The organism is Escherichia sp. WS568 (genome assembly GCF_046486085.1).
GTDB lineage: Bacteria > Pseudomonadota > Gammaproteobacteria > Enterobacterales > Enterobacteriaceae > Escherichia > Escherichia coli.
Genome location: NZ_JBJQMC010000004.1, coordinates 268,275 through 291,819 on the forward strand (window position 1 = coordinate 268,275; position 23,545 = coordinate 291,819).

General features: G+C 52.4%; 24 protein-coding genes and 1 rRNA gene. 16 read left to right on the plus strand and 9 right to left on the minus strand.

Annotation, left to right across the window (positions count from 1 at the left end):
• The first annotated feature begins 8 nt into the window (after positions 1-8).
• From skp to tilS, 11 genes are all read left to right on the plus strand, one after another.
• Entirely contained in the window at positions 9-494 is a 486-nt protein-coding gene (gene skp, locus ACJHWR_RS06895; RefSeq protein ID WP_000758956.1) for a molecular chaperone Skp, read from the plus strand.
• A gap of 3 nt (positions 495-497) precedes the next feature.
• Positions 498-1,523, plus strand: coding sequence for a UDP-3-O-(3-hydroxymyristoyl)glucosamine N-acyltransferase (gene lpxD / locus ACJHWR_RS06900; RefSeq protein ID WP_001139282.1), 1,026 nt, complete (start codon positions 498-500; stop codon positions 1,521-1,523).
• 104 nt (positions 1,524-1,627) lie between these two features.
• Positions 1,628-2,083, plus strand: coding sequence for a 3-hydroxyacyl-ACP dehydratase FabZ (gene fabZ / locus ACJHWR_RS06905; protein WP_000210739.1), 456 nt, complete (start codon positions 1,628-1,630; stop codon positions 2,081-2,083).
• A gap of 3 nt (positions 2,084-2,086) precedes the next feature.
• Positions 2,087-2,875 carry an acyl-ACP--UDP-N-acetylglucosamine O-acyltransferase gene (lpxA, locus tag ACJHWR_RS06910; protein ID WP_000565966.1) on the plus strand — a complete coding sequence of 263 codons (789 nt, stop codon included), beginning with the start codon at positions 2,087-2,089 and terminating at the stop codon, positions 2,873-2,875.
• Positions 2,875-4,023: a lipid-A-disaccharide synthase gene (gene lpxB, locus ACJHWR_RS06915; RefSeq protein ID WP_000139684.1), complete on the plus strand. Its 1,149-nt coding sequence runs from the start codon at positions 2,875-2,877 to the stop codon at positions 4,021-4,023. Before lpxA ends, lpxB begins: the two co-directional genes overlap by 1 nt.
• Positions 4,020-4,616, plus strand: coding sequence for a ribonuclease HII (gene rnhB, locus ACJHWR_RS06920; RefSeq protein ID WP_000569423.1), 597 nt, complete (start codon positions 4,020-4,022; stop codon positions 4,614-4,616). The genes lpxB and rnhB overlap by 4 nt, the downstream gene beginning before the upstream one ends.
• A 36-nt stretch (positions 4,617-4,652) precedes the next feature.
• The gene (dnaE, locus tag ACJHWR_RS06925; RefSeq protein WP_001294789.1) at positions 4,653-8,135 is read left to right on the plus strand and encodes a DNA polymerase III subunit alpha; all 3,483 of its coding nucleotides are present in this window, start codon (positions 4,653-4,655) and stop codon (positions 8,133-8,135) included.
• A gap of 12 nt (positions 8,136-8,147) precedes the next feature.
• On the plus strand, positions 8,148-9,107 hold the full coding sequence (accA, locus tag ACJHWR_RS06930; protein ID WP_000055746.1) for an acetyl-CoA carboxylase carboxyl transferase subunit alpha: 960 nt from the start codon (positions 8,148-8,150) through the stop codon (positions 9,105-9,107).
• Between the two features lie 98 nt (positions 9,108-9,205).
• Positions 9,206-11,347 carry a lysine decarboxylase LdcC gene (gene ldcC, locus ACJHWR_RS06935; RefSeq protein WP_001021006.1) on the plus strand — a complete coding sequence of 714 codons (2,142 nt, stop codon included), beginning with the start codon at positions 9,206-9,208 and terminating at the stop codon, positions 11,345-11,347.
• Between the two features lie 56 nt (positions 11,348-11,403).
• On the plus strand, positions 11,404-11,793 hold the full coding sequence (locus ACJHWR_RS06940; RefSeq protein ID WP_000901100.1) for a VOC family protein: 390 nt from the start codon (positions 11,404-11,406) through the stop codon (positions 11,791-11,793).
• Positions 11,794-11,857: 64 nt separating this feature from the next.
• Positions 11,858-13,156: a tRNA lysidine(34) synthetase TilS gene (tilS, locus tag ACJHWR_RS06945; protein ID WP_012311864.1), complete on the plus strand. Its 1,299-nt coding sequence runs from the start codon at positions 11,858-11,860 to the stop codon at positions 13,154-13,156.
• A gap of 48 nt (positions 13,157-13,204) precedes the next feature.
• On the opposite strand, the gene rof is transcribed toward tilS, so the two are convergent.
• Together rof and ACJHWR_RS06955 are read right to left on the minus strand one after the other, a co-directional pair.
• A complete protein-coding gene (gene rof / locus ACJHWR_RS06950; protein ID WP_233336588.1) occupies positions 13,205-13,465 on the minus strand; it encodes a Rho-binding antiterminator in 261 nt (86 codons plus the stop codon).
• Complete coding sequence (locus tag ACJHWR_RS06955) at positions 13,452-13,652, minus strand: YaeP family protein (protein ID WP_000417058.1); 201 nt, start codon at positions 13,650-13,652, stop codon at positions 13,452-13,454. Before ACJHWR_RS06955 ends, rof begins: the two co-directional genes overlap by 14 nt.
• Positions 13,653-13,817: 165 nt before the next feature.
• Between ACJHWR_RS06955 and ACJHWR_RS06960 the strand changes: the two genes are divergently transcribed.
• Genes ACJHWR_RS06960 through nlpE form a run of 3 tightly spaced genes read left to right on the plus strand, consistent with a single transcriptional unit; the run spans position 13,818 to position 15,506 of the window.
• The gene (locus ACJHWR_RS06960) at positions 13,818-14,363 is read left to right on the plus strand and encodes a YaeQ family protein (RefSeq protein WP_001185282.1); all 546 of its coding nucleotides are present in this window, start codon (positions 13,818-13,820) and stop codon (positions 14,361-14,363) included.
• On the plus strand, positions 14,360-14,782 hold the full coding sequence (arfB, locus tag ACJHWR_RS06965) for an alternative ribosome rescue aminoacyl-tRNA hydrolase ArfB (protein WP_000635550.1): 423 nt from the start codon (positions 14,360-14,362) through the stop codon (positions 14,780-14,782). Before ACJHWR_RS06960 ends, arfB begins: the two co-directional genes overlap by 4 nt.
• Before the next feature lie 13 nt (positions 14,783-14,795).
• On the plus strand, positions 14,796-15,506 hold the full coding sequence (gene nlpE / locus ACJHWR_RS06970; protein WP_000251765.1) for an envelope stress response activation lipoprotein NlpE: 711 nt from the start codon (positions 14,796-14,798) through the stop codon (positions 15,504-15,506).
• A 155-nt stretch (positions 15,507-15,661) separates the two neighbouring features.
• Here nlpE and ACJHWR_RS06975 read toward each other — a convergent pair whose 3' ends face one another.
• The 7 genes from ACJHWR_RS06975 to metN all read right to left on the minus strand — a co-directional run bounded on the left by ACJHWR_RS06975 (position 15,662) and on the right by metN (position 22,126).
• Positions 15,662-16,486, minus strand: a complete 825-nt coding sequence (locus ACJHWR_RS06975) for a YaeF family permuted papain-like enzyme (RefSeq protein WP_000360456.1) — start codon at positions 16,484-16,486, stop codon at positions 15,662-15,664.
• Between the two features lie 52 nt (positions 16,487-16,538).
• Positions 16,539-18,257 carry a proline--tRNA ligase gene (proS, locus tag ACJHWR_RS06980; protein ID WP_001260694.1) on the minus strand — a complete coding sequence of 573 codons (1,719 nt, stop codon included), beginning with the start codon at positions 18,255-18,257 and terminating at the stop codon, positions 16,539-16,541.
• Positions 18,258-18,367: 110 nt separating this feature from the next.
• A complete protein-coding gene (gene tsaA, locus ACJHWR_RS06985; RefSeq protein ID WP_000094026.1) occupies positions 18,368-19,075 on the minus strand; it encodes a tRNA (N6-threonylcarbamoyladenosine(37)-N6)-methyltransferase TrmO in 708 nt (235 codons plus the stop codon).
• Complete coding sequence (gene rcsF / locus ACJHWR_RS06990; protein ID WP_001202329.1) at positions 19,072-19,476, minus strand: Rcs stress response system protein RcsF; 405 nt, start codon at positions 19,474-19,476, stop codon at positions 19,072-19,074. Before rcsF ends, tsaA begins: the two co-directional genes overlap by 4 nt.
• Positions 19,477-19,593: 117 nt before the next feature.
• The gene (metQ, locus tag ACJHWR_RS06995; protein ID WP_000874226.1) at positions 19,594-20,409 is read right to left on the minus strand and encodes a methionine ABC transporter substrate-binding lipoprotein MetQ; all 816 of its coding nucleotides are present in this window, start codon (positions 20,407-20,409) and stop codon (positions 19,594-19,596) included.
• 39 nt (positions 20,410-20,448) lie between these two features.
• The gene (locus ACJHWR_RS07000; protein WP_001294600.1) at positions 20,449-21,102 is read right to left on the minus strand and encodes a methionine ABC transporter permease MetI; all 654 of its coding nucleotides are present in this window, start codon (positions 21,100-21,102) and stop codon (positions 20,449-20,451) included.
• The gene (gene metN, locus ACJHWR_RS07005; RefSeq protein WP_000593991.1) at positions 21,095-22,126 is read right to left on the minus strand and encodes a methionine ABC transporter ATP-binding protein MetN; all 1,032 of its coding nucleotides are present in this window, start codon (positions 22,124-22,126) and stop codon (positions 21,095-21,097) included. Before metN ends, ACJHWR_RS07000 begins: the two co-directional genes overlap by 8 nt.
• A 187-nt stretch (positions 22,127-22,313) precedes the next feature.
• On the opposite strand from metN, the gene gmhB reads away from it, so the two are divergent.
• Positions 22,314-22,886, plus strand: coding sequence for a D-glycero-beta-D-manno-heptose 1,7-bisphosphate 7-phosphatase (gene gmhB / locus ACJHWR_RS07010; protein ID WP_001140178.1), 573 nt, complete (start codon positions 22,314-22,316; stop codon positions 22,884-22,886).
• Between the two features lie 365 nt (positions 22,887-23,251).
• Positions 23,252-23,545 (plus strand): 16S ribosomal RNA (locus ACJHWR_RS07015); the annotation flags it as partial.

Consider the following 23,545-nt stretch of genomic DNA (forward strand, 5'->3'; position numbering starts at 1 on the left):
AGTTTATTGTGAAAAAGTGGTTATTAGCGGCAGGTCTCGGTTTAGCACTGGCAACTTCTGCTCAGGCGGCTGACAAAATTGCAATCGTCAATATGGGCAGCCTGTTTCAGCAGGTAGCGCAGAAAACCGGTGTTTCTAATACGCTGGAAAATGAGTTCAAAGGCCGTGCCAGCGAACTGCAGCGTATGGAAACTGATCTGCAAGCTAAAATGAAAAAGCTGCAGTCCATGAAAGCCGGCAGCGATCGCACTAAGCTGGAAAAAGACGTGATGGCTCAGCGCCAGACTTTTGCTCAGAAAGCGCAGGCTTTTGAGCAGGATCGCGCTCGTCGTTCCAACGAAGAACGTGGCAAACTGGTTACTCGTATCCAGACTGCTGTGAAATCCGTTGCCAACAGCCAGGATATCGATCTGGTTGTTGATGCAAACGCCGTTGCTTACAACAGCAGCGATGTAAAAGACATCACTGCTGACGTACTGAAACAGGTTAAATAAGTAATGCCTTCAATTCGACTGGCTGATTTAGCGCAGCAGTTGGATGCAGAACTACACGGTGATGGCGATATCGTCATCACCGGCGTTGCGTCCATGCAATCTGCACAAACAGGTCACATTACGTTCATGGTTAACCCAAAATACCGTGAGCATTTAGGCTTGTGCCAGGCGTCCGCGGTTGTCATGACCCAGGACGATCTTCCTTTCGCGAAAAGTGCCGCGCTGGTAGTGAAGAATCCCTACCTGACTTACGCGCGCATGGCGCAAATTTTAGATACCACGCCGCAGCCCGCGCAGAACATTGCACCCAGTGCAGTGATTGACGCGACGGCGAAGCTGGGTAACAACGTCTCAATTGGCGCTAACGCGGTGATTGAGTCCGGCGTTGAACTGGGCGATAACGTGATTATCGGTGCCGGTTGCTTCGTAGGTAAAAACAGCAAAATCGGTGCAGGTTCGCGTCTCTGGGCGAACGTAACCATTTACCATGAGATCCAGATCGGTCAGAATTGCCTGATCCAGTCCGGAACAGTGGTAGGCGCAGACGGCTTTGGTTATGCCAACGATCGTGGTAACTGGGTGAAGATCCCGCAGATAGGTCGCGTAATTATTGGCGATCGCGTGGAGATCGGCGCATGTACTACCATCGATCGCGGTGCGCTGGATGACACTGTTATTGGCAATGGTGTGATCATTGATAACCAGTGCCAGATTGCACATAACGTCGTGATTGGCGACAATACGGCAGTTGCCGGTGGCGTCATTATGGCGGGCAGCCTGAAAATTGGTCGTTACTGCATGATCGGCGGAGCCAGCGTAATCAACGGGCATATGGAAATATGCGACAAAGTGACGGTTACGGGCATGGGTATGGTGATGCGTCCCATCACTGAACCAGGCGTCTATTCCTCAGGCATTCCGCTGCAACCCAACAAAGTCTGGCGCAAAACCGCTGCACTGGTGATGAACATTGATGACATGAGCAAGCGTCTGAAATCGCTTGAGCGCAAGGTTAATCAACAAGACTAACGTTCCATCTTTTGTTCGCCAAACTTTACGGCCTGTCTCATTCTTACGATTGCGGCAGGCCGTGTTATTATTGTCGTTTCTTATATTTTGACAGGAAGAGTATCTTGACTACTAACACTCATACTCTGCAGATTGAAGAGATTTTAGAACTTCTGCCGCACCGTTTCCCGTTCTTACTGGTGGATCGCGTGCTGGATTTTGAAGAAGGTCGTTTTCTGCGCGCAGTAAAAAATGTCTCTGTCAATGAGCCATTCTTCCAGGGCCATTTCCCTGGAAAACCGATTTTCCCGGGTGTGCTGATTCTGGAAGCAATGGCACAGGCAACAGGTATTCTGGCGTTTAAAAGCGTAGGAAAACTGGAACCGGGTGAGCTGTACTACTTCGCCGGTATTGACGAAGCGCGCTTTAAGCGCCCGGTCGTGCCTGGCGATCAAATGATCATGGAAGTCACTTTCGAAAAAACGCGCCGCGGCCTGACCCGTTTTAAAGGGGTTGCTCTGGTCGACGGTAAAGTAGTTTGCGAAGCAACGATGATGTGTGCTCGTAGCCGGGAGGCCTGATACGTGATTGATAAATCCGCCTTTGTGCATCCAACCGCCATTGTGGAAGAGGGCGCGTCGATTGGCGCGAACGCTCACATTGGTCCTTTTTGTATCGTTGGACCCCATGTCGAAATTGGTGAGGGTACCGTACTGAAATCTCACGTTGTCGTGAATGGTCATACTAAAATTGGCCGCGATAATGAGATTTATCAGTTCGCCTCCATCGGCGAAGTTAACCAGGATCTGAAATATGCTGGCGAACCGACCCGCGTGGAAATCGGCGATCGTAACCGCATTCGCGAAAGCGTCACCATTCATCGTGGCACAGTCCAGGGCGGTGGATTGACGAAGGTGGGCAGCGACAACTTACTGATGATCAATGCGCACATTGCGCACGATTGTACGGTAGGTAACCGCTGCATCCTCGCCAACAACGCAACGCTGGCGGGTCACGTATCGGTTGACGACTTCGCGATCATCGGCGGCATGACCGCAGTCCATCAGTTCTGCATCATTGGTGCGCATGTGATGGTTGGCGGCTGCTCCGGTGTGGCGCAGGACGTCCCTCCTTATGTCATTGCGCAGGGTAACCACGCAACGCCGTTCGGTGTCAATATCGAAGGGCTGAAGCGCCGCGGATTCAGCCGTGAGGCGATTACCGCTATCCGCAATGCGTATAAGCTGATTTATCGTAGCGGTAAAACGCTCGATGAAGTGAAACCGGAAATTGCTGAACTGGCGGAAACATATCCGGAAGTGAAAGCCTTTACCGATTTCTTTGCACGCTCAACGCGCGGTCTGATTCGTTAATGACTGAACAGCGTCCATTAACGATTGCCCTGGTCGCCGGAGAAACCTCCGGCGATATCCTGGGGGCCGGTTTAATCCGTGCTCTGAAAGAACGTGTGCCCAATGCCCGCTTTGTTGGTGTTGCCGGGCCACGAATGCAAGCCGAAGGCTGCGAAGCCTGGTACGAAATGGAAGAGCTGGCGGTGATGGGCATTGTTGAAGTGCTCGGGCGTCTGCGTCGCTTACTGCATATTCGTGCCGATCTGACAAAGCGTTTTGGCGAACTGAAGCCAGATGTTTTTGTCGGTATTGATGCGCCAGACTTCAATATTACTCTTGAAGGTAACCTCAAAAAGCAGGGTGTCAAAACCATTCATTACGTTAGTCCGTCCGTCTGGGCGTGGCGACAGAAACGCGTTTTCAAAATAGGCAGAGCCACCGATCTGGTGCTCGCATTTCTGCCTTTCGAAAAGGCGTTTTATGACAAATACAACGTACCGTGCCGCTTTATCGGTCATACCATGGCTGATGCCATGCCATTAGATCCAGATAAAAATGGTGCCCGTGATGTGCTGGGTATCCCTTACGATGCCCACTGTCTGGCATTGTTGCCGGGCAGCCGTGGTGCAGAAGTCGAAATGCTTAGTGCCGATTTCCTGAAAACGGCCCAGCTTTTGCGTCAGACATATCCCGATCTCGAGATCGTGGTGCCGCTGGTGAATGCCAAACGCCGCGAGCAGTTTGAGCGTATCAAAGCTGAAGTCGCACCGGACCTTGCTGTTCATCTGCTGGATGGAATGGGCCGTGAGGCGATGGTCGCCAGTGATGCGGCGCTACTGGCGTCGGGTACGGCAGCCCTGGAGTGCATGCTGGCGAAATGCCCGATGGTGGTGGGATATCGCATGAAGCCTTTTACCTTCTGGCTGGCGAAGCGGCTGGTGAAAACCGAGTATGTCTCGCTGCCAAATTTGCTGGCGGGCAGAGAGTTAGTCAAAGAGTTATTGCAGGAAGAGTGTGAGCCGCAAAAACTGGCTGCGGCGCTGTTACCGCTGTTGGCGAACGGGAAAACCAGTCACGCGATGCACGATACCTTCCGTGAACTGCATCAGCAGATCCGCTGCAATGCCGATGAGCAGGCGGCACAAGCCGTTCTGGAGTTAGCACAATGATCGAATTTGTTTATCCACACACGCAGCTGGTTGCGGGTGTGGATGAAGTTGGACGCGGGCCGTTGGTTGGCGCGGTGGTTACCGCTGCTGTAATCCTTGACCCGGCGCGCCCAATTGCCGGGCTGAATGATTCCAAAAAGCTGAGCGAAAAACGCCGTCTGGCGCTCTGTGAAGAGATCAAAGAGAAAGCGTTGAGCTGGAGTCTGGGCCGCGCGGAACCTCACGAAATCGACGAACTGAATATTTTACATGCGACCATGCTGGCGATGCAGCGTGCCGTCGCTGGACTGCATATTGCGCCGGAATATGTGTTGATTGATGGTAACCGCTGCCCGAAATTACCGATGCCTTCGATGGCTGTGGTGAAAGGCGATAGCCGCGTACCGGAAATCAGTGCCGCGTCTATCCTGGCGAAAGTGACGCGTGACGCCGAAATGGCGGCGCTGGATATTGTTTTCCCGCAATATGGTTTTGCCCAACACAAAGGGTATCCAACCGCTTTTCATCTGGAAAAACTGGCTGAACACGGCGCGACCGAACACCATCGGCGCAGCTTTGGGCCTGTCAAACGCGCACTGGGACTTGCGTCCTGATTCTTGTGTCGAGATTAAGTAAACCGGAATCTGAAGATGTCTGAACCACGTTTCGTACACCTGCGGGTGCACAGCGACTACTCGATGATCGATGGCCTGGCCAAAACCGCACCGCTGGTAAAAAAGGCGGCGGCGTTGGGTATGCCAGCACTGGCGATCACCGATTTCACCAACCTTTGCGGTCTGGTGAAGTTCTACGGAGCGGGACATGGCGCAGGGATTAAGCCCATCGTCGGGGCGGATTTTAACGTCCAGTGCGACCTGCTGGGTGATGAGTTAACCCACCTGACGGTGCTGGCGGCGAACAATACCGGCTATCAGAATCTGACGTTGCTGATCTCAAAAGCGTATCAGCGCGGGTACGGTGCCGCCGGGCCGATCATCGATCGCGACTGGCTTATCGAATTAAATGAAGGGTTGATCCTTCTTTCCGGCGGGCGCATGGGCGACGTTGGACGCAGTCTTTTGCGTGGTAACAGCGCGCTGGTAGATGAGTGTGTCGCGTTTTATGAAGAACACTTCCCGGATCGCTATTTTCTCGAGCTGATCCGCACCGGCAGGCCGGACGAAGAAAGCTATCTGCACGCTGCGGTGGAACTGGCGGAATCACGCGGTTTGCCCGTTGTGGCGACCAACGACGTGCGCTTTATCGACAGCAGCGACTTTGACGCACACGAAATCCGCGTCGCGATCCACGACGGCTTTACCCTCGACGATCCTAAACGCCCGCGTAACTATTCGCCGCAGCAATATATGCGTAGCGAAGAGGAGATGTGCGAGCTTTTTGCCGACATTCCCGAAGCCCTTGCCAACACCGTTGAGATAGCCAAACGTTGTAACGTAACTGTGCGTCTGGGTGAATACTTCTTGCCGCAATTCCCGACCGGGGACATGAGCACCGAAGATTATCTGGTCAAGCGTGCAAAAGAAGGCCTGGAAGAGCGTCTGGCCTTTTTATTCCCTGACGAGGAAGAACGTCTGAAGCGCCGCCCGGAATATGACGAGCGTCTGGAGACTGAACTTCAGGTTATCAACCAGATGGGCTTCCCGGGTTACTTCCTCATCGTTATGGAATTTATCCAGTGGTCGAAAGATAACGGCGTACCGGTAGGGCCAGGCCGTGGCTCCGGTGCGGGTTCACTGGTGGCCTACGCGCTGAAAATCACCGACCTCGATCCGCTGGAATTTGACCTGCTGTTCGAACGTTTCCTTAACCCGGAACGTGTCTCCATGCCTGACTTCGACGTTGACTTCTGTATGGAGAAACGCGACCAGGTTATCGAACATGTGGCGGACATGTACGGTCGCGATGCGGTATCGCAGATTATCACCTTCGGTACGATGGCGGCGAAAGCGGTGATCCGCGACGTAGGCCGCGTGCTGGGCCATCCGTACGGCTTTGTCGATCGTATCTCGAAACTGATCCCGCCCGATCCGGGGATGACGCTGGCGAAAGCGTTTGAAGCCGAGCCGCAGCTGCCGGAAATCTACGAAGCGGATGAAGAAGTTAAGGCGCTGATCGACATGGCGCGCAAACTGGAAGGGGTCACCCGTAACGCCGGTAAGCACGCCGGTGGGGTGGTTATCGCACCGACCAAAATTACCGATTTTGCGCCGCTTTACTGCGATGAAGAGGGCAAACATCCGGTCACCCAGTTTGATAAAAGCGACGTTGAATACGCCGGGCTGGTGAAGTTCGACTTCCTCGGTTTGCGTACGCTCACCATCATCAACTGGGCGCTGGAGATGATCAACAAGCGGCGGGCGAAGAATGGCGAGCCGCCGCTGGATATCGCCGCGATCCCGCTGGATGACAAGAAAAGCTTCGACATGCTGCAACGCTCGGAAACCACGGCGGTATTCCAGCTTGAATCGCGCGGCATGAAGGACCTGATCAAGCGTCTGCAACCTGACTGCTTCGAAGATATGATCGCACTGGTGGCACTGTTCCGCCCTGGTCCGTTGCAGTCAGGGATGGTGGATAACTTTATCGACCGTAAACATGGTCGCGAAGAGATCTCCTATCCGGACGTGCAGTGGCAGCATGAAAGCCTGAAACCGGTACTGGAGCCAACCTACGGCATCATCCTGTATCAGGAACAGGTCATGCAGATTGCCCAGGTGCTTTCTGGTTATACCCTCGGTGGCGCGGATATGCTGCGTCGTGCGATGGGTAAGAAAAAGCCGGAAGAGATGGCTAAGCAGCGTTCTGTATTTGCTGAAGGTGCAGAAAAGAACGGAATTAACGCCGAACTGGCGATGAAAATCTTCGACCTGGTGGAGAAATTCGCGGGTTACGGATTTAACAAATCGCACTCTGCGGCCTATGCTTTGGTGTCATATCAAACGTTATGGCTGAAAGCGCACTATCCGGCGGAGTTTATGGCGGCGGTAATGACCGCCGATATGGACAACACCGAGAAGGTGGTGGGCCTGGTGGATGAGTGCTGGCGGATGGGGCTGAAAATCCTGCCACCAGATATAAACTCCGGTCTTTACCATTTCCACGTCAACGACGACGGCGAAATCGTGTATGGTATTGGCGCGATCAAAGGGGTCGGTGAAGGTCCGATTGAGGCCATCATCGAAGCCCGTAATAAAGGCGGCTACTTCCGCGAACTGTTTGATCTCTGCGCCCGAACCGACACCAAAAAGTTAAACCGGCGAGTGCTGGAAAAATTGATCATGTCCGGGGCGTTTGACCGTCTTGGGCCACACCGCGCGGCGTTGATGAACTCGCTGGGCGATGCGTTAAAAGCGGCTGATCAACACGCAAAAGCGGAAGCCATCGGTCAGGCCGATATGTTCGGCGTGCTGGCAGAAGAGCCGGAACAAATTGAACAATCCTACGCCAGCTGCCAACCGTGGCCGGAGCAGGTGGTATTAGATGGGGAACGTGAAACGTTAGGTCTGTACCTGACGGGACACCCTATCAACCAGTATTTAAAAGAGATTGAGCGTTATGTCGGAGGCATAAGGCTGAAAGACATGCACCCGACAGAACGTGGTAAAGTCATCACGGCTGCGGGGCTCGTTGTTGCTGCGCGGGTTATGGTCACCAAGCGCGGCAATCGTATCGGTATCTGCACGCTGGATGACCGTTCCGGGCGGCTGGAAGTGATGTTGTTTACTGACGCCCTGGATAAATACCAGCAATTGCTGGAAAAAGACCGCATACTTATCGTCAGCGGACAGGTCAGCTTTGATGACTTCAGCGGTGGGCTTAAAATGACCGCTCGCGAAGTGATGGATATTGACGAAGCCCGGGAAAAATATGCTCGCGGGCTTGCTATCTCGCTGACGGACAGGCAAATTGATGACCAGCTTTTAAACCGACTCCGTCAGTCTCTGGAACCCCACCGCTCTGGGACAATTCCAGTACATCTCTACTATCAGAGGGCGGATGCACGCGCGCGGTTGCGTTTTGGCGCGACGTGGCGTGTCTCTCCGAGCGATCGTTTATTAAACGATCTCCGTGGCCTCATTGGTTCGGAGCAGGTGGAACTGGAGTTTGACTAATACAGGAATACTATGAGTCTGAATTTCCTTGATTTTGAACAGCCGATTGCAGAGCTGGAAGCGAAAATCGATTCTCTGACTGCGGTTAGCCGCCAGGATGAGAAACTGGATATTAACATCGATGAAGAAGTGCATCGTCTGCGTGAAAAAAGCGTAGAACTGACGCGTAAAATCTTCGCCGATCTCGGTGCATGGCAGATTGCGCAACTGGCACGCCATCCACAGCGTCCTTATACCCTGGATTACGTTCGCCTGGCATTTGATGAATTTGACGAACTGGCTGGCGACCGCGCGTATGCAGACGATAAAGCTATCGTCGGTGGTATCGCCCGTCTCGATGGTCGTCCGGTGATGATCATTGGTCATCAAAAAGGTCGTGAAACCAAAGAAAAAATTCGCCGTAACTTTGGTATGCCAGCGCCAGAAGGTTACCGCAAAGCACTGCGTCTGATGCAAATGGCTGAACGTTTTAAAATGCCTATCATCACCTTTATCGACACCCCGGGGGCTTATCCGGGCGTGGGCGCAGAAGAGCGCGGTCAGTCTGAAGCCATTGCACGCAACCTGCGTGAAATGTCTCGCCTTAGCGTACCGACTATTTGTACCGTTATCGGTGAAGGTGGTTCTGGTGGTGCGCTGGCGATTGGCGTGGGCGATAAAGTGAATATGCTGCAATACAGCACCTATTCCGTTATCTCGCCGGAAGGTTGCGCGTCCATTCTGTGGAAGAGCGCCGACAAAGCGCCGTTGGCGGCTGAAGCGATGGGTATCATCGCTCCGCGCCTGAAAGAGCTGAAACTGATCGACTCCATCATCCCGGAACCGCTGGGCGGCGCTCATCGTAACCCGGAAGCGATGGCGGCATCGTTGAAAGCGCAACTGCTGGCGGATCTGGCCGATCTCGACGTGTTAAGCACTGAAGATTTAAAAAATCGTCGTTATCAGCGCCTGATGAGCTACGGTTACGCGTAATTCGCAAAAGTTCTGAAAAAGGGTCACTTCGGTGGCCCTTTTTTATCGCCACGGTTTGAGCAGGCTATGATTAAGGAAGGATTTTCCAGGAGGAACACATGAACATCATTGCCATTATGGGACCGCATGGCGTCTTTTATAAAGATGAGCCCATCAAAGAACTGGAGTCGGCGCTGGTGGCGCAAGGCTTTCAGATTATCTGGCCACAAAACAGCGTTGATTTGCTGAAATTTATCGAACATAACCCTCGAATTTGCGGCGTGATTTTTGACTGGGATGAGTACAGTCTCGATTTATGTAGCGATATCAATCAGCTTAATGAATATCTCCCGCTTTATGCCTTCATCAACACCCACTCGACGATGGATGTCAGCGTGCAGGATATGCGGATGGCGCTCTGGTTTTTTGAATATGCGCTGGGGCAGGCGGAAGATATCGCCATTCGTATGCGTCAGTACACCAACGAATATCTTGATAACATTACGCCGCCGTTCACGAAAGCCTTGTTTACCTACGTCAAAGAGCGGAAGTACACCTTTTGTACGCCGGGGCATATGGGCGGCACCGCATATCAAAAAAGCCCGGTTGGCTGTCTGTTTTATGATTTTTTCGGCGGGAATACCCTCAAGGCGGACGTCTCTATTTCGGTCACCGAGCTTGGTTCGTTGCTCGACCACACCGGGCCACACCTGGAAGCGGAAGAGTACATCGCGCGGACGTTTGGCGCGGAACAGAGTTATATCGTCACCAACGGAACATCGACGTCGAACAAAATTGTGGGTATGTACGCCGCGCCATCCGGCAGTACGCTGTTAATTGACCGCAATTGTCATAAATCGCTGGCGCATCTGTTGATGATGAACGATGTAGTGCCGGTCTGGCTAAAACCAACACGTAATGCGTTGGGGATTCTTGGTGGGATCCCGCGCCGTGAATTTTCTCGCGACAGTATCGAAGAGAAAGTCGCTGCTACCACGCAAGCACAATGGCCGGTTCATGCGGTGATTACCAACTCCACCTATGATGGCTTGCTCTACAACACCGACTGGATCAAACAGACGCTGGATGTCCCGTCGATTCACTTCGATTCTGCCTGGGTGCCGTACACCCATTTTCATCCGATCTACCAGGGTAAAAGTGGTATGAGCGGCGAGCGTGTTGCGGGAAAAGTGATCTTCGAAACGCAATCGACCCACAAAATGCTGGCGGCGTTATCGCAGGCTTCGCTGATCCACATTAAAGGCGAGTATGACGAAGAGGCGTTTAACGAAGCCTTTATGATGCATACCACCACCTCGCCCAGTTATCCCATTGTTGCTTCGGTTGAGACGGCGGCGGCGATGCTGCGTGGTAATCCGGGCAAACGGCTGATTAACCGTTCGGTGGAGCGGGCGCTGCATTTTCGCAAAGAGGTCCAGCGGCTGCGGGAAGAGTCTGACGGTTGGTTTTTCGATATCTGGCAACCGCCGCAGGTGGATGAAGCCGAATGCTGGCCCGTTGCGCCTGGCGAACAGTGGCACGGCTTTAACGATGCGGATGCCGATCATATGTTTCTCGATCCGGTTAAAGTCACTATTTTGACACCGGGGATGGACGAGCAGGGCAATATGAGCGAGGAGGGGATCCCGGCGGCGCTGGTGGCAAAATTCCTCGACGAACGTGGGATCGTAGTAGAGAAAACCGGCCCTTATAACCTGCTGTTTCTCTTTAGTATTGGCATCGATAAAACCAAAGCAATGGGATTATTGCGTGGGTTGACGGAATTTAAGCGCTCTTACGATCTCAACCTGCGGATCAAAAATATGCTGCCCGATCTCTATGCAGAAGATCCCGATTTCTACCGCAGTATGCGTATTCAGGATCTGGCGCAAGGGATCCATAAGCTGATTCGTAAACACGATCTTCCCGGTTTGATGTTGCGGGCATTTGATACCTTGCCGGAGATGATCATGACGCCACATCAGGCATGGCAGAGACAGATTAAAGGTGAAGTAGAAACCATTGCGCTGGAACAACTGGTCGGTAGAGTATCGGCAAATATGATCCTGCCTTATCCACCCGGCGTACCGCTGTTGATGCCTGGAGAAATGCTGACCGAAGAGAGCCGCACGGTACTCGATTTTCTACTGATGCTTTGTTCCGTAGGGCAACATTACCCCGGTTTTGAAACGGATATTCACGGCGCGAAACAGGACGAAGACGGCATTTACCGCGTACGAGTCCTAAAAATGGCGGGATAACTTGCCAGAGCGGCTTCCGGGCGAGTAACGTGCTGTTAACAAATAAAGGAGACGTTATGCTGGGTTTAAAACAGGTTCACCATATTGCGATTATTGCGACGGATTATGCGGTGAGCAAAGCGTTTTACTGCGATATTCTTGGTTTCACGCTGCAAAGCGAAGTCTATCGCGAAGCGCGCGATTCGTGGAAAGGGGATTTGGCGCTTAATGGGCAATATGTGATTGAGCTTTTCTCATTTCCGTTCCCGCCGGAGCGCCCCAGCCGACCGGAAGCTTGCGGCCTGCGTCATCTGGCTTTTAGCGTTGATGATATCGATGCGGCAGTGGCGTACCTTGAAAGCCATAACGTGAAGTGTGAAGCCATCCGTGTCGATCCCTACACGCAAAAACGCTTCACGTTCTTTAACGATCCGGACGGACTGCCGTTGGAACTGTATGAGCAGTAAGGCTTGTCATCGCCATATTTGCCCGGTAACGTGCCGGGCATTGCTACTGTAAAATCGCATCATCATGACACTCACGCTCAATAGACAACTTCTCTCCTCACGCCAGATTCTGGTGGCCTTTAGCGGCGGGCTTGACTCCACCGTTCTGCTGCATCAGTTGGTGCAGTGGCGGACGGAAAATCCGGGCGTCACTCTACGCGCTATCCATGTGCATCACGGTTTAAGTGCCAATGCCGATGCCTGGGTTAGGCATTGCGAGAACATCTGCCAACAGTGGCAGGTGCCGCTGGTGGTCGAGCGCGTGCAACTTGCGCAAGAAGGACTGGGCATTGAGGCCCAGGCGCGGCAGGTGCGTTATCAGGCATTTGCTCGTACCCTGTTACCCGGTGAAGTGCTGGTCACCGCGCAACATCTCGACGACCAATGTGAAACCTTTCTGCTGGCGCTAAAACGCGGTAGCGGCCCTGCCGGGCTTTCGGCTATGGGGGAAGTTTCGGAGTTTGCCGGAACACAGCTTATCCGCCCGTTGCTCGCCCGCACGCGGGGGGAACTGGAGCAGTGGGCATTGGCGCATGGTTTACGCTGGATTGAAGACGAAAGTAATCAGGACGACTCATACGATCGTAACTTTCTGCGCCTGCGCGTAGTGCCGTTATTGCAGCAGCGTTGGCCGCATTTTGCCGAAGCAACGGCCCGCAGCGCTGCACTTTGTGCTGAGCAAGAGAGCCTGCTGGATGAACTGCTGGCAGATGATTTAGCACACTGTCAAACGCCGCAGGGGACGCTGCAGATTGCGCCAATGCTGGCGATGAGTGATGCCCGTCGCGCGGCGATTATCCGCCGCTGGCTGGCAGGGCAGAATGCACCGATGCCTTCCCGCGACGCGTTGGTGAGGATCTGGCAGGAAGTGGCGCTGGCGCGAGAAGATGCTTCCCCCTGTTTACGTTTGGGGGCGTTTGAAATCCGCCGCTATCAATCGCAACTGTGGTGGATTAAATCCGTTGCCGGGCAAAGCGAAACCATTGTGCCGTGGCAGACGTGGCTACAACCGCTGGAATTACCGGCGGGACTGGGAAGTGTACAGCTTACTGCGGGAGGCGATATTCGCCCTCCGCGTGCAGACGAAGCGGTCAGCGTGCGTTTCAAAGCGCCTGGATTGCTGCATATTGTCGGGCGCAATGGCGGACGTAAGCTGAAGAAAATCTGGCAAGAGCTGGGTGTGCCGCCGTGGCTACGTGACACCACGCCACTGCTGTTTTATGGCGAAACGTTGATTGCGGCGGCAGGGGTATTTGTGACGCAAGAAGGTGTGGCTGAAGGTGAGAATGGCGTCAGTTTTGTCTGGCAGAAAACGCTTAGTTAAGTGAAAGCCGGATAAGACGCATCAAACGTCGCATCCGGCGAAAGTCAATCAGGACTCGCTCACCACCACCGTACCGATTTCCGGGTGGCTAAAGCTGGCAATTTTATCCAGACGCAGCTCGCGGGTTGTACCAGCGGCCTCGACGACCAGATACTCCACATTTTTGCGGGAGACTAAATCGCTGGCCTTCGCCTGCAATTTTTCGCCATCTTTCAGCTCAAGTGTCAGCATTAAATGATGCTGGCAGGCGAGCTCAAGATTATCGTAATCATCACAATTGATTGGTTGATACGTATCATTCATTGACATAATCGCTCACCAGTAAGTTTGCCGCAGCGTATGCTGCTTTTTCCCTGACAGCCTCAGAAAGGGCGTCGTCGGCAGCCATTTCATTCAGCACTTTCAAAACGCAGCCCAGCGCGTCCGGAACGTATCCTAAGTCTCCGCTGGCGATTTCCGCGTACCGCTTGCGTATTAACTCACAATATTTTTCCACATGCCCTCCTGTCAGCACTCTGACTTAACCGTGGATGCAAGTCTAAGCCTACGAAGATAAACTCTGTTTCGCAAGGTGACTATACCACACTCATTTCTGCAATATCAGCGTCGCAACTGCACGTATTCCGTTACAATGGCCTCCTGATTCGAAAGGAGTTTTCTTATGGCGCTTAAAGCGACAATTTATAAAGCGACGGTTAATGTGGCCGATCTCGACCGCAACCAGTTTCTCGATGCCTCTCTGACGCTGGCGCGCCATCCTTCAGAAACCCAGGAGCGCATGATGCTGCGCCTGCTGGCGTGGCTGAAATATGCTGATGAACGTCTGCAATTTACCCGAGGTTTGTGTGCCGATGATGAGCCGGAAGCGTGGCTGCGTAACGATCACCTGGGCATTGATTTATGGATTGAACTGGGGCTGCCGGATGAGCGACGGATTAAGAAAGCCTGCACTCAGGCCGCAGAAGTGGCGCTGTTTGCCTATAATAGTCGGGCGGCGCAAATCTGGTGGCAGCAAAATCAGAGCAAATGTGCGCAGTTTGCCAATCTTTCCGTCTGGTATCTGGACGACGAGCAGCTGGCGAAAGTGAGCGCCTTTGCCGATCGTACCATGACGCTGCAGGCAACGATTCAGGATGGCGTGATCTGGTTATCGGATGATAAGAATAATCTGGAAGTGAACTTAACCGCCTGGCAACAACCTTCATGATTGTGATTTCCCGACATGTTGCTATCCCCGATGGTGAGCTTGAGATCACCGCCATTCGTGCGCAGGGCGCGGGCGGGCAGCATGTTAATAAGACCTCAACGGCCATTCATCTGCGTTTTGACATTCGGGCGTCCAGCCTGCCAGAGTATTACAAAGAGCGCCTGCTCGCCGCCAGCCATCATTTAATCAGCAGCGATGGCGTGATTGTCATTAAGGCGCAGGAATACCGTAGTCAGGAGCTCAACCGCGAAGCGGCGCTGGCCCGGTTGGTGGCAGTGATTAAAGAATTAACAACAGAACAAAAAGCCCGACGACCCACGCGGCCCACCCGCGCATCAAAAGAGCGCAGGCTGGCATCGAAGGCACAAAAATCAAGCGTGAAGGCGATGCGCGGCAAAGTGCGCAGCGGTCGGGAGTAAAAAGAAGGAATGGATGGTGAGAAAAGCGATAGTGACAGCGATGGCTGTAATCAGCCTCTTTACTCTGATGGGATGTAACAATCGGGCCGAAGTCGACACGCTTTCTCCGGCGCAGGCTGCCGAACTGAAACCGATGCCGCAAAGTTGGCGCGGCGTGCTGCCGTGTGCCGATTGCGAAGGGATCGAAACCTCTCTGTTCCTCGAAAAAGATGGAACCTGGGTGATGAGCGAGCGCTATCTTGGCGCTCGTGAAGAGCCTTCATCCTTTGCCTCCTACGGTACATGGGCGCGAACTGCCGACAAGCTGGTATTAACCGACAGCAAAGGTGAAAAGTCATATTATCGAGCGAAAGGGGATGCACTGGAGATGCTCGATCGTGAAGGTAATCCCATTGAATCGCAGTTCAACTACACGCTGGAACCGGCAAAATCGAGCATGCCAATGACGCCGATGACCCTGCGTGGCATGTATTTCTATATGGCTGATGCGGCGACCTTTACTGATTGCGCGACCGGAAAACGTTTTATTGTGGCGAATAACGCAGAGCTGGAGCGTGGCTACCTGGCTGCGCGGGGTAACAGTGAAAAACCAGTGTTACTGTCAGTTGAAGGTCACTTTACGCTGGAGGCTAATCCCGATACCGGTGCGCCGACTAAAGTATTAGCGCCCGATACGGCGGGTAAATTTTACCCGAACCATGATTGCAGTAGTTTGGGGCTGTAACCCGTCTTGAGACAGAAACAAATGAAATATTGCCTCATGCGCTGCGCTTATCAGGCCTAAAGCATACAATGCAATATTTTGAATTAGCACGATTTTGTAGGCCGAATAAGGCGTTCACGCCGCATCCGGCATTTTGCGCACGAGGCTGGCTTTTATCACTGAGTCAGTCCAACAAAGCGACTTGCTTTAATATAAATCCCTGGCTTCAGGTGCCCAATATACTGTAACTGCGTTTCTGGTTTAAATGCAGAGACATCACCACTACGCATATGCATCAGATCGGCAGGGCTAATCCAGCCCGATTGCGCCAGCGTAAGCGGATGCCCGGATTTGGCAAATGCATCAGTGACAAATTCCGAACAAAACCACGACTTTTTGTCTCCTTCGCCAACGTTACTTAACTGCGCTTTCGCCAGGCTGCTGACGCACTGTTGGCGAAAATCCTCGGAGAACGGATTCAGTGAGCACATCTGGCGAGTCACCATAAATGGAATAAATTCGACAATGCCGCGATAGTTATAACCGCTATCTTTGATTTTATTGGCGAACGCGGTGATTTCTGTGGCTTGTTGCGGGGTAAGGTCCGGGACTCGTAAGACGAAAAGCTTATCACTATGCTTCATGGCTTTTTTAAGTGAAACAATCTGGACGCCAGCGCCTGTCGCTTCGGCAACGTTATTATCTCCCAAATAGATTGCAACGTGACTCACAGAGGAAGTGCTGAATACGCGGATACCAAATGAGGTTACCCCAAGGCTTGAGGAGAAAAGCAAATCGCCGGGTTTGAGATCTGGTTCTGTTATTTCTTTTATTGATTGTTCGGTGAAAGAGCTTTGATGCTGGAATTTAACAGCCCATGTTTTCGCCTCGGCATTTACCGCTGTGGCTGATGAGTCTGGCTGGCTGATATCAACGGTACAGGCCGAAAGTAAAAGAAAGCAGGGGAGAAGCAGGCGGCAGTACGCCTTTGGTTTATCCATTTTATACAATCCATGTAAAAAAGGGCCCCGAAATTCAGGACCCTTTCTGGCATCAGCCTTTAATCTGTTTCACCAGATAATCGACGATGTCACCAGTCTTAATTAACTGTTTCTCGCCGTTACGACGATATTTATATTCGATATCGTCGTTGTCGAGGTTACGGTCGCCCAGCACGATAGTGTGCGGAATACCGATCAGTTCCATATCAGCAAACATCACGCCCGGACGCTCTTTGCGGTCATCCAGCAGCACTTCGATACCTTGTGCGCGCAGTTCGCTGTACAGTTTCTCAGCAAGTTCCTGTACGCGGAAGGATTTGTGCATGTTCATTGGCAGAATCGCCACCTGGAACGGCGCGATAGCGTCAGGCCATACGATGCCGCGTTCGTCGTAGTTCTGCTCAATCGCCGCTGCTACCACACGCGTTACACCGATACCGTAGCAACCCATCGTCAGGATTTGGTTACGGCCATCTTCACCCTGTACGGAGGCTTTCAGTGCTTCGGAGTACTTGGTACCCAGCTGGAAGATGTGACCGACTTCGATACCACGTTTGATCAGCAGCGTACCCTGACCATCCGGGCTTGGATCGCCAGCCACCACGTTACGGATATCAGCAATTTCCGGGGTAGCGACATCGCGATCCCAGTTGATACCGAAGTAGTGTTTACCATCGATGTTAGCACCAGCAGCGAAATCACTCATCGCCGCAACGGTACGGTCAATCACCACCGGAATCGGCATGTTTACCGGACCCAGTGAACCCGGACCGGCTTTAACCACGGCACGAATTTCTTCTTCGGTCGCAAAAGTCAGCGGGCTGGCAACCTGCGGCAGTTTTTCTGCTTTAACTTCGTTCAGCTCGTGGTCACCGCGCACCAGCAGCGCAACCAGCGGGAAGCTACTGCCTTCAACGGCTTTAACCAGCAGAGTCTTAACCGTTTTCTCAATCGGCAGATTGAACTGTTCAACCAGTTCCGCGATGGTTTTCGCGTTCGGCGTATCAACCAGCGTCATTTCCTGGGTAGCAGCAGCGCGCGGTTCTTTCGGCGCGATAGCTTCTGCCAGCTCAATGTTCGCTGCATAGTCAGAGGTGTCGGAGAAGACCACATCGTCTTCACCGCTCTGCGCCAGCACCTGGAATTCGTGAGAGGCGCTACCGCCGATAGAACCGGTGTCGGCCTGTACGGCGCGGAAATCCAGCCCCATGCGGCTGAAGATTTTGCTGTAGGCCGCATACATTGCATCGTAGGTTTCCTGTAAGGATTCCTGAGAAGTATGGAAAGAGTAAGCATCTTTCATCAGGAATTCGCGGGAACGCATGACGCCGAAACGCGGACGCACTTCGTCGCGGAACTTGGTCTGGATCTGATAGAAGTTCAGCGGCAGCTGTTTGTAAGAGCTCAGCTCGTTACGAATCAGGTCGGTAATCACTTCTTCATGAGTTGGGCCAAGTACGAACGGACGGTCACCACGGTCAGCAATACGCAGCAATTCCGGGCCATACTGTTCCCAACGACCACTCTCTTGCCACAGTTCAGATGGCTGAACCACCGGCATTAACACCTCGATCGCACCGGCGTTGTTCATCTCTTCACGCACGATGTTTTCGACTTTTTTCAGAACGCGCACGCCGGTCGGCAGCCAGGTATATAACCCGGAGGCCAGCTTGCGGATCATCCCGGCGCGCAGCATCAGCTGATGGCTGATCACCTCGGCGTCGGCAGGTGTCTCCTTGAGAGTGGAGAGCAGGTATTGGCTAGTACGCATGTTGTTACGGTTCCAGTTGGAAGGTAGAACAGGCTCAAGGCGAGCCTGGGACAAAAAAAGTGATTTAGTTTACCAGTGCAAAAGAAATGTCAAAAGAGAAGGGCGTGAATTTAACGCGGTTCCAGCGCAAAGACTTCAAAACCTGCGTCGGTGACGCGCCAGCGAACGTTAAAATCATGCAGCCAGACGGCATAGGTTTTGCCCGTTTCCTCACCTTTACGATAGGCCGGGCGCGGGTCCTGCGCCAGTACTTCGCGGATAAACAGCGTTAACTGCGGATAACGCTTCTCCAGCGTCAAAAGCTGCTTTTCGACCTCTGCGGTAAAACTCACCGCCATTTCTGCCGCTGGCGCACTTTGCGCATAGCTGGCACTGGCATCGGGAAGCGATTCAGCAAAGGGGAGATACGGTTTGATATCCACTACCGGCGTACCATCGACGAGATCCAGACTGCCGAGCTTCAGAATCACGCTATCTTTATGGCAAACAACCTCTTTCAGCTCTACCAGCGACATACCAATCGGGTTAGGGCGGAAAGTGGAGCGCGTAGCGAAAACACCCATTCTGGTATTACCGCCAAGACGAGGCGGACGCACAGTTGGACGCCAGCCGCCTTCCATCGTTTGATGAAAGACGAAAAGGATCCATAAATGGCTGAACGCTTCCAGGCCGCGAACGGCGTCGGCCTGGTTGTAGGGAGCAATGAGATGCAGTTCGCCGTTGGCGCTTTTTACCAGACCTGGCTGGCGCGGAACGGCGAATTTTTCTTTATAGGGCGAGCGAATAACGCCTATTTGCTCGAACTGGAAACTGCTCATTTCGCCGTGATGTTAAGCGCAGAACCGATACATACAGCCTGACGATAGCAGCCTGGCGTACCGCTGGTGACTTCGCAGCTATGCAGTAATACCGCATTGGCTTTCATTTTCGAGGCGTTGATTTGCATCCGCTTACGTGCGGTTGGAATGCTCGGCGGAGAGTCCTGATTAGAGGCCTGGCAAGAGTCGCCACTGACTTCACCGAGATCGCGGAACGGTTTGCCGACTAATTCTTCTGCATTGGTATAAATTCGGACCGGCGTGGCGCGCGGCGCTTTCGGTTTTGCAGGCTCCGCTTTCGGCTGGGGTGCAGTGCTTTGAACGGGTTCGACAGGGGATCTGCTTAACATGGAACAGCCGCTTAGCATGAGTGCTACTAAACAGATCGGTAAAGCACGCATAGTATTTCCTCAATGTATGATCAAAACGTCAATATTGAATCAGGCGCTTGTAAAAATGACAAGACGGGCAAGCGCCCGTCCTGAATGATATTACAAATTGTGGAAACAGCCTAAATATTACCAGCCTTTAACAGCGCCGCCGTTAAACACTTTGTTTGCTGCTTCGTAAACTTCGTCAGACTGATAAGCCTGGACGAATTTCTTCACGTTTTCGGCGTCTTTGTTGTCTTCACGCGTTACGATTAGGTTTACGTACGGGGACTCTTTATCTTCGACAAAGATACCGTCTTTCGCTGGAGTCAGGCCAATCTGGCTGGCATAGGTGGTATTGATAACTGCCAGAGCGATTTGCGCGTCGTCCAGAGAGCGCGGCAGCTGCGGTGCTTCCAGTTCAACAATTTTCAGATTTTTTGGGTTCTCAACAACATCAAGAACGGTCGGCAGCAGGCCAACGCCATCTTTCAGTTTGATCAAGCCCACTTTTTGCAGCAGCAGCAGTGAACGACCAAGGTTAGTTGGGTCGTTTGGCACGGCAACCTGCGAACCATCCTGCAGTTCATCCAGTGATTTGATTTTCTTGGAGTAACCTGCAATCGGATAAACAAAAGTGTTGCCTACTGCGACCAGTTTGTAGCCACGATCTTTCAGTTGCTGATCAAGGTACGGTTTATGCTGGAAGGCGTTGGCGTCGATATCGCCTTTGCTCAATGCTTCGTTTGGCAGAACATAGTCGTTGAAGGTGACCAGCTCAACGTCCAGGCCATATTTGTCTTTCGCAACTTTCTGCGCGACTTCTGCAACCTGCTGTTCGGCACCAACAATCACGCCGACTTTAATGTGGTTTGGATCTTTTTCATCCTGACCGCAGCCTACCAGTGCCAGTGATCCAATCAGGGCTCCCACTGCCGCAAAGGTTTTGAATTTGAACGCCATACCTTATTCCTTCTTCAATTATTTATGTTGTGTTGAACGTTACTTGCGAGTGACAGCCCGGACGATGCGGTCGCCTGCGAACTGAATTAAATAAACCAGAATGACCAGCAATACCAGTACCGTATTCATCACCGTCGCGTTATAGCCGATGTAGCCATACTGATAGCCAATCTGACCTAAACCACCGGCACCGACTGCACCACCCATCGCGGAATAACCGACCAGGGTAATCAGGGTGATAGTTGCCGCATTCACCAGACCCGGCAACGCTTCCGGTAACAGCACTTTACGAACGATCTGCATTGGCGTGGCACCCATTGCGCGGGAGGCTTCAATTAACCCGGTTGGGATCTCCAGCAGAGCGTTCTCGACCATACGGGCAATAAACGGTGCTGCACCAACGGTTAACGGAACAATCGCTGCCTGCAAACCAATCGATGTACCGACAATAACGCGGGTAAACGGAATCATCCATACCAGCAAGATAATGAACGGGATGGAACGGAAAATGTTCACAATCGCAGAAACGGTACGATACAGCTTCGCGTTAGCAATAATTTGCCCCGGACGCGTGACATAAAGCAGGACGCCAACCGGCAGACCAATCACAAACCCAAAAAATCCGGATACGAAGGTCATTGCCAGCGTTTCCCATACGCCACGAACCAGCAGCCACATCATCGGCTCAGACATAACCCAGTACCTCTACTTTTACATGGTGTTCCTGCAGCCAGGCAATGGCGGCTTGCGTATCTTGTTGTGTGCCGTGCATTTCAGTCAGCATGATGCCGAACTTAACGCCACCGGCGTAATCCATCTGCGCGCTAATAATGTTGTTGTTGACGTTGAAACGACGCGCGGTTTCAGAAAGCAGTGGGGCATCGACCGATTGACCGGTAAACTCCAGACGCAGCATCGGCACGCAGTCAGCGAATGGCTCCGCTTGCAGACGTTCCTGGTAATCTTCCGGGATATCCAGATGCAGGGTCGACTGAATAAACTTCTGCGCCAGCGGCGTTTTCGGATGCGAGAACACTTCACTTACCGTGTCCTGCTCGATCAGTTCGCCATTGCTGATCACCGCCACGCAATCACAAATGCGCTTCACAACGTCCATTTCGTGAGTGATCAACAGAATCGTCAAACCCAGACGGCGGTTGATGTCTTTCAGCAGTTCGAGAATAGAACGTGTCGTTGCCGGGTCCAGCGCGCTGGTGGCTTCATCACACAGCAATACTTTAGGATTGCTGGCTAACGCACGGGCAATCGCCACACGCTGTTTCTGCCCACCAGAAAGGTTCGACGGATAGCTATCATGCTTATCACCAAGACCAACCAATGACAGCAATTCCGTCACGCGACGTTTGATTTCGTCTTTCGGCGTGTTGTCCAGCTCCAGCGGCAGAGCCACGTTGCCAAAAACAGTACGCGAAGAGAGCAGGTTAAAATGCTGGAAAATCATACCAATCTGGCGGCGAGCTTTAGTCAACTCAGATTCTGACAGCGTGGTCAGCTCCTGGCCATCAACCAGCACGCTACCCTCGGTTGGGCGCTCCAGCAGGTTTACACAACGTATAAGTGTACTCTTACCCGCGCCTGAGGCACCGATAACGCCATAAATTTGTCCAGCTGGCACATGCAGGCTGACGTTGTTTAACGCCTGGATGGTGCGGGTGCCCTGGTGGAACACTTTGGTGATATTCGAAAGTTTTATCATTGATTATTTATTATCGTCATTAAGTTAGTCGTGGCATTTCGAATGCCTGGAACGGGCAACGCCGTCAATGAAATGGATGTTAAGGCATCCAGACGTCTAAATCAATCAGGTTTATGCGAAGAGCACTTTCTTGCAGGTCGAAACATGCGATACTAGCGTCACATGCCTTATTAAGGAGCTATAAAAGGTGGCGAAGAGCGTACCCGCAATTTTTCTTGACCGTGATGGCACCATTAATGTCGATCACGGCTATGTCCATGAGATCGACAACTTTGAATTTATCGACGGTGTTATTGACGCCATGCGCGAGCTAAAAAAAATGGGCTTTGCGCTGGTGGTAGTAACCAACCAGTCTGGCATTGCTCGCGGTAAATTTACTGAAGCACAGTTTGAAACGCTGACCGAGTGGATGGACTGGTCGCTGGCGGACCGCGATGTCGATCTGGATGGTATCTATTATTGCCCGCATCATCCGCAGGGTAGTGTTGAAGAGTTTCGCCAGGTCTGCGACTGCCGCAAACCACATCCGGGGATGCTTTTATCGGCACGCGATTATTTGCATATTGATATGGCCGCTTCTTATATGGTGGGCGATAAATTAGAAGATATGCAGGCAGCGGCTGCGGCGAACGTGGGAACAAAAGTGCTGGTGCGTACGGGTAAACCTGTTACGCCTGAAGCAGAAAACGCGGCGGATTGGGTGTTAAATAGCCTGGCAGACCTGCCGCAAGCGATAAAAAAGCAGCAAAAACCGGCGTAATGATTAAAAGATGAGCGGTTGAAATAAAAATGCATTTTTCCGCTTGTCTTCCTGAAACGACTCCCTATAATGCGCCTCCATCGACACGGCGGATGTGAATCACTTCACACAAACAGCCGGTTCGGTTGAAGAGAAAAATCCTGAAATTCAGGGTTGACTCTGAAAGAGGAAAGCGTAATATACGCCACCTCACGACAGTGAGCTGAAGGCCGCGTCGCAACTGCTCTTTAACAATTTATCAGACAATCTGTGTGGGCACTCGAAGATACGGATTCTTAACGTCGCAAGACGAAAAATGAATACCAAGTCTCAAGAGTGAACACGTAATTCATTACGAAGTTTAATTCTTTGAGCATCAAACTTTTAAATTGAAGAGTTTGATCATGGCTCAGATTGAACGCTGGCGGCAGGCCTAACACATGCAAGTCGAACGGTAACAGGAAGAAGCTTGCTTCTTTGCTGACGAGTGGCGGACGGGTGAGTAATGTCTGGGAAACTGCCTGATGGAGGGGGATAACTACTGGAAACGGTAGCTAATACCGCATAACGTCGCAAGACCAAAGAGGGGGACCTTCGGGCCTCTTGCCATCGGATGTGCCCAGATGGGATTAGCTAGTAGGTGGGGTAACGGCTCACCTAGGCGACGATCCCTAGCTGGT

Coding starts and splice junctions, on each gene's coding strand:
- lpxD (WP_001139282.1), top strand. CDS start 498: ATGCCTTCAATTCGACTGGCTGATTTAGCGCAGCAGTTGGATGCAGAA.
- lpxB (WP_000139684.1), top strand. CDS start 2,875: ATGACTGAACAGCGTCCATTAACGATTGCCCTGGTCGCCGGAGAAACC.
- rnhB (WP_000569423.1), top strand. CDS start 4,020: ATGATCGAATTTGTTTATCCACACACGCAGCTGGTTGCGGGTGTGGAT.
- dnaE (WP_001294789.1), top strand. CDS start 4,653: ATGTCTGAACCACGTTTCGTACACCTGCGGGTGCACAGCGACTACTCG.
- accA (WP_000055746.1), top strand. CDS start 8,148: ATGAGTCTGAATTTCCTTGATTTTGAACAGCCGATTGCAGAGCTGGAA.
- ldcC (WP_001021006.1), top strand. CDS start 9,206: ATGAACATCATTGCCATTATGGGACCGCATGGCGTCTTTTATAAAGAT.
- ACJHWR_RS06940 (WP_000901100.1), top strand. CDS start 11,404: ATGCTGGGTTTAAAACAGGTTCACCATATTGCGATTATTGCGACGGAT.
- tilS (WP_012311864.1), top strand. CDS start 11,858: ATGACACTCACGCTCAATAGACAACTTCTCTCCTCACGCCAGATTCTG.
- rof (WP_233336588.1), bottom strand. CDS start 13,465: ATGTCAATGAATGATACGTATCAACCAATCAATTGTGATGATTACGAT.
- ACJHWR_RS06960 (WP_001185282.1), top strand. CDS start 13,818: ATGGCGCTTAAAGCGACAATTTATAAAGCGACGGTTAATGTGGCCGAT.
- arfB (WP_000635550.1), top strand. CDS start 14,360: ATGATTGTGATTTCCCGACATGTTGCTATCCCCGATGGTGAGCTTGAG.
- nlpE (WP_000251765.1), top strand. CDS start 14,796: ATGGTGAGAAAAGCGATAGTGACAGCGATGGCTGTAATCAGCCTCTTT.
- ACJHWR_RS06975 (WP_000360456.1), bottom strand. CDS start 16,486: ATGGATAAACCAAAGGCGTACTGCCGCCTGCTTCTCCCCTGCTTTCTT.
- proS (WP_001260694.1), bottom strand. CDS start 18,257: ATGCGTACTAGCCAATACCTGCTCTCCACTCTCAAGGAGACACCTGCC.
- tsaA (WP_000094026.1), bottom strand. CDS start 19,075: ATGAGCAGTTTCCAGTTCGAGCAAATAGGCGTTATTCGCTCGCCCTAT.
- rcsF (WP_001202329.1), bottom strand. CDS start 19,476: ATGCGTGCTTTACCGATCTGTTTAGTAGCACTCATGCTAAGCGGCTGT.
- metQ (WP_000874226.1), bottom strand. CDS start 20,409: ATGGCGTTCAAATTCAAAACCTTTGCGGCAGTGGGAGCCCTGATTGGA.
- ACJHWR_RS07000 (WP_001294600.1), bottom strand. CDS start 21,102: ATGTCTGAGCCGATGATGTGGCTGCTGGTTCGTGGCGTATGGGAAACG.
- metN (WP_000593991.1), bottom strand. CDS start 22,126: ATGATAAAACTTTCGAATATCACCAAAGTGTTCCACCAGGGCACCCGC.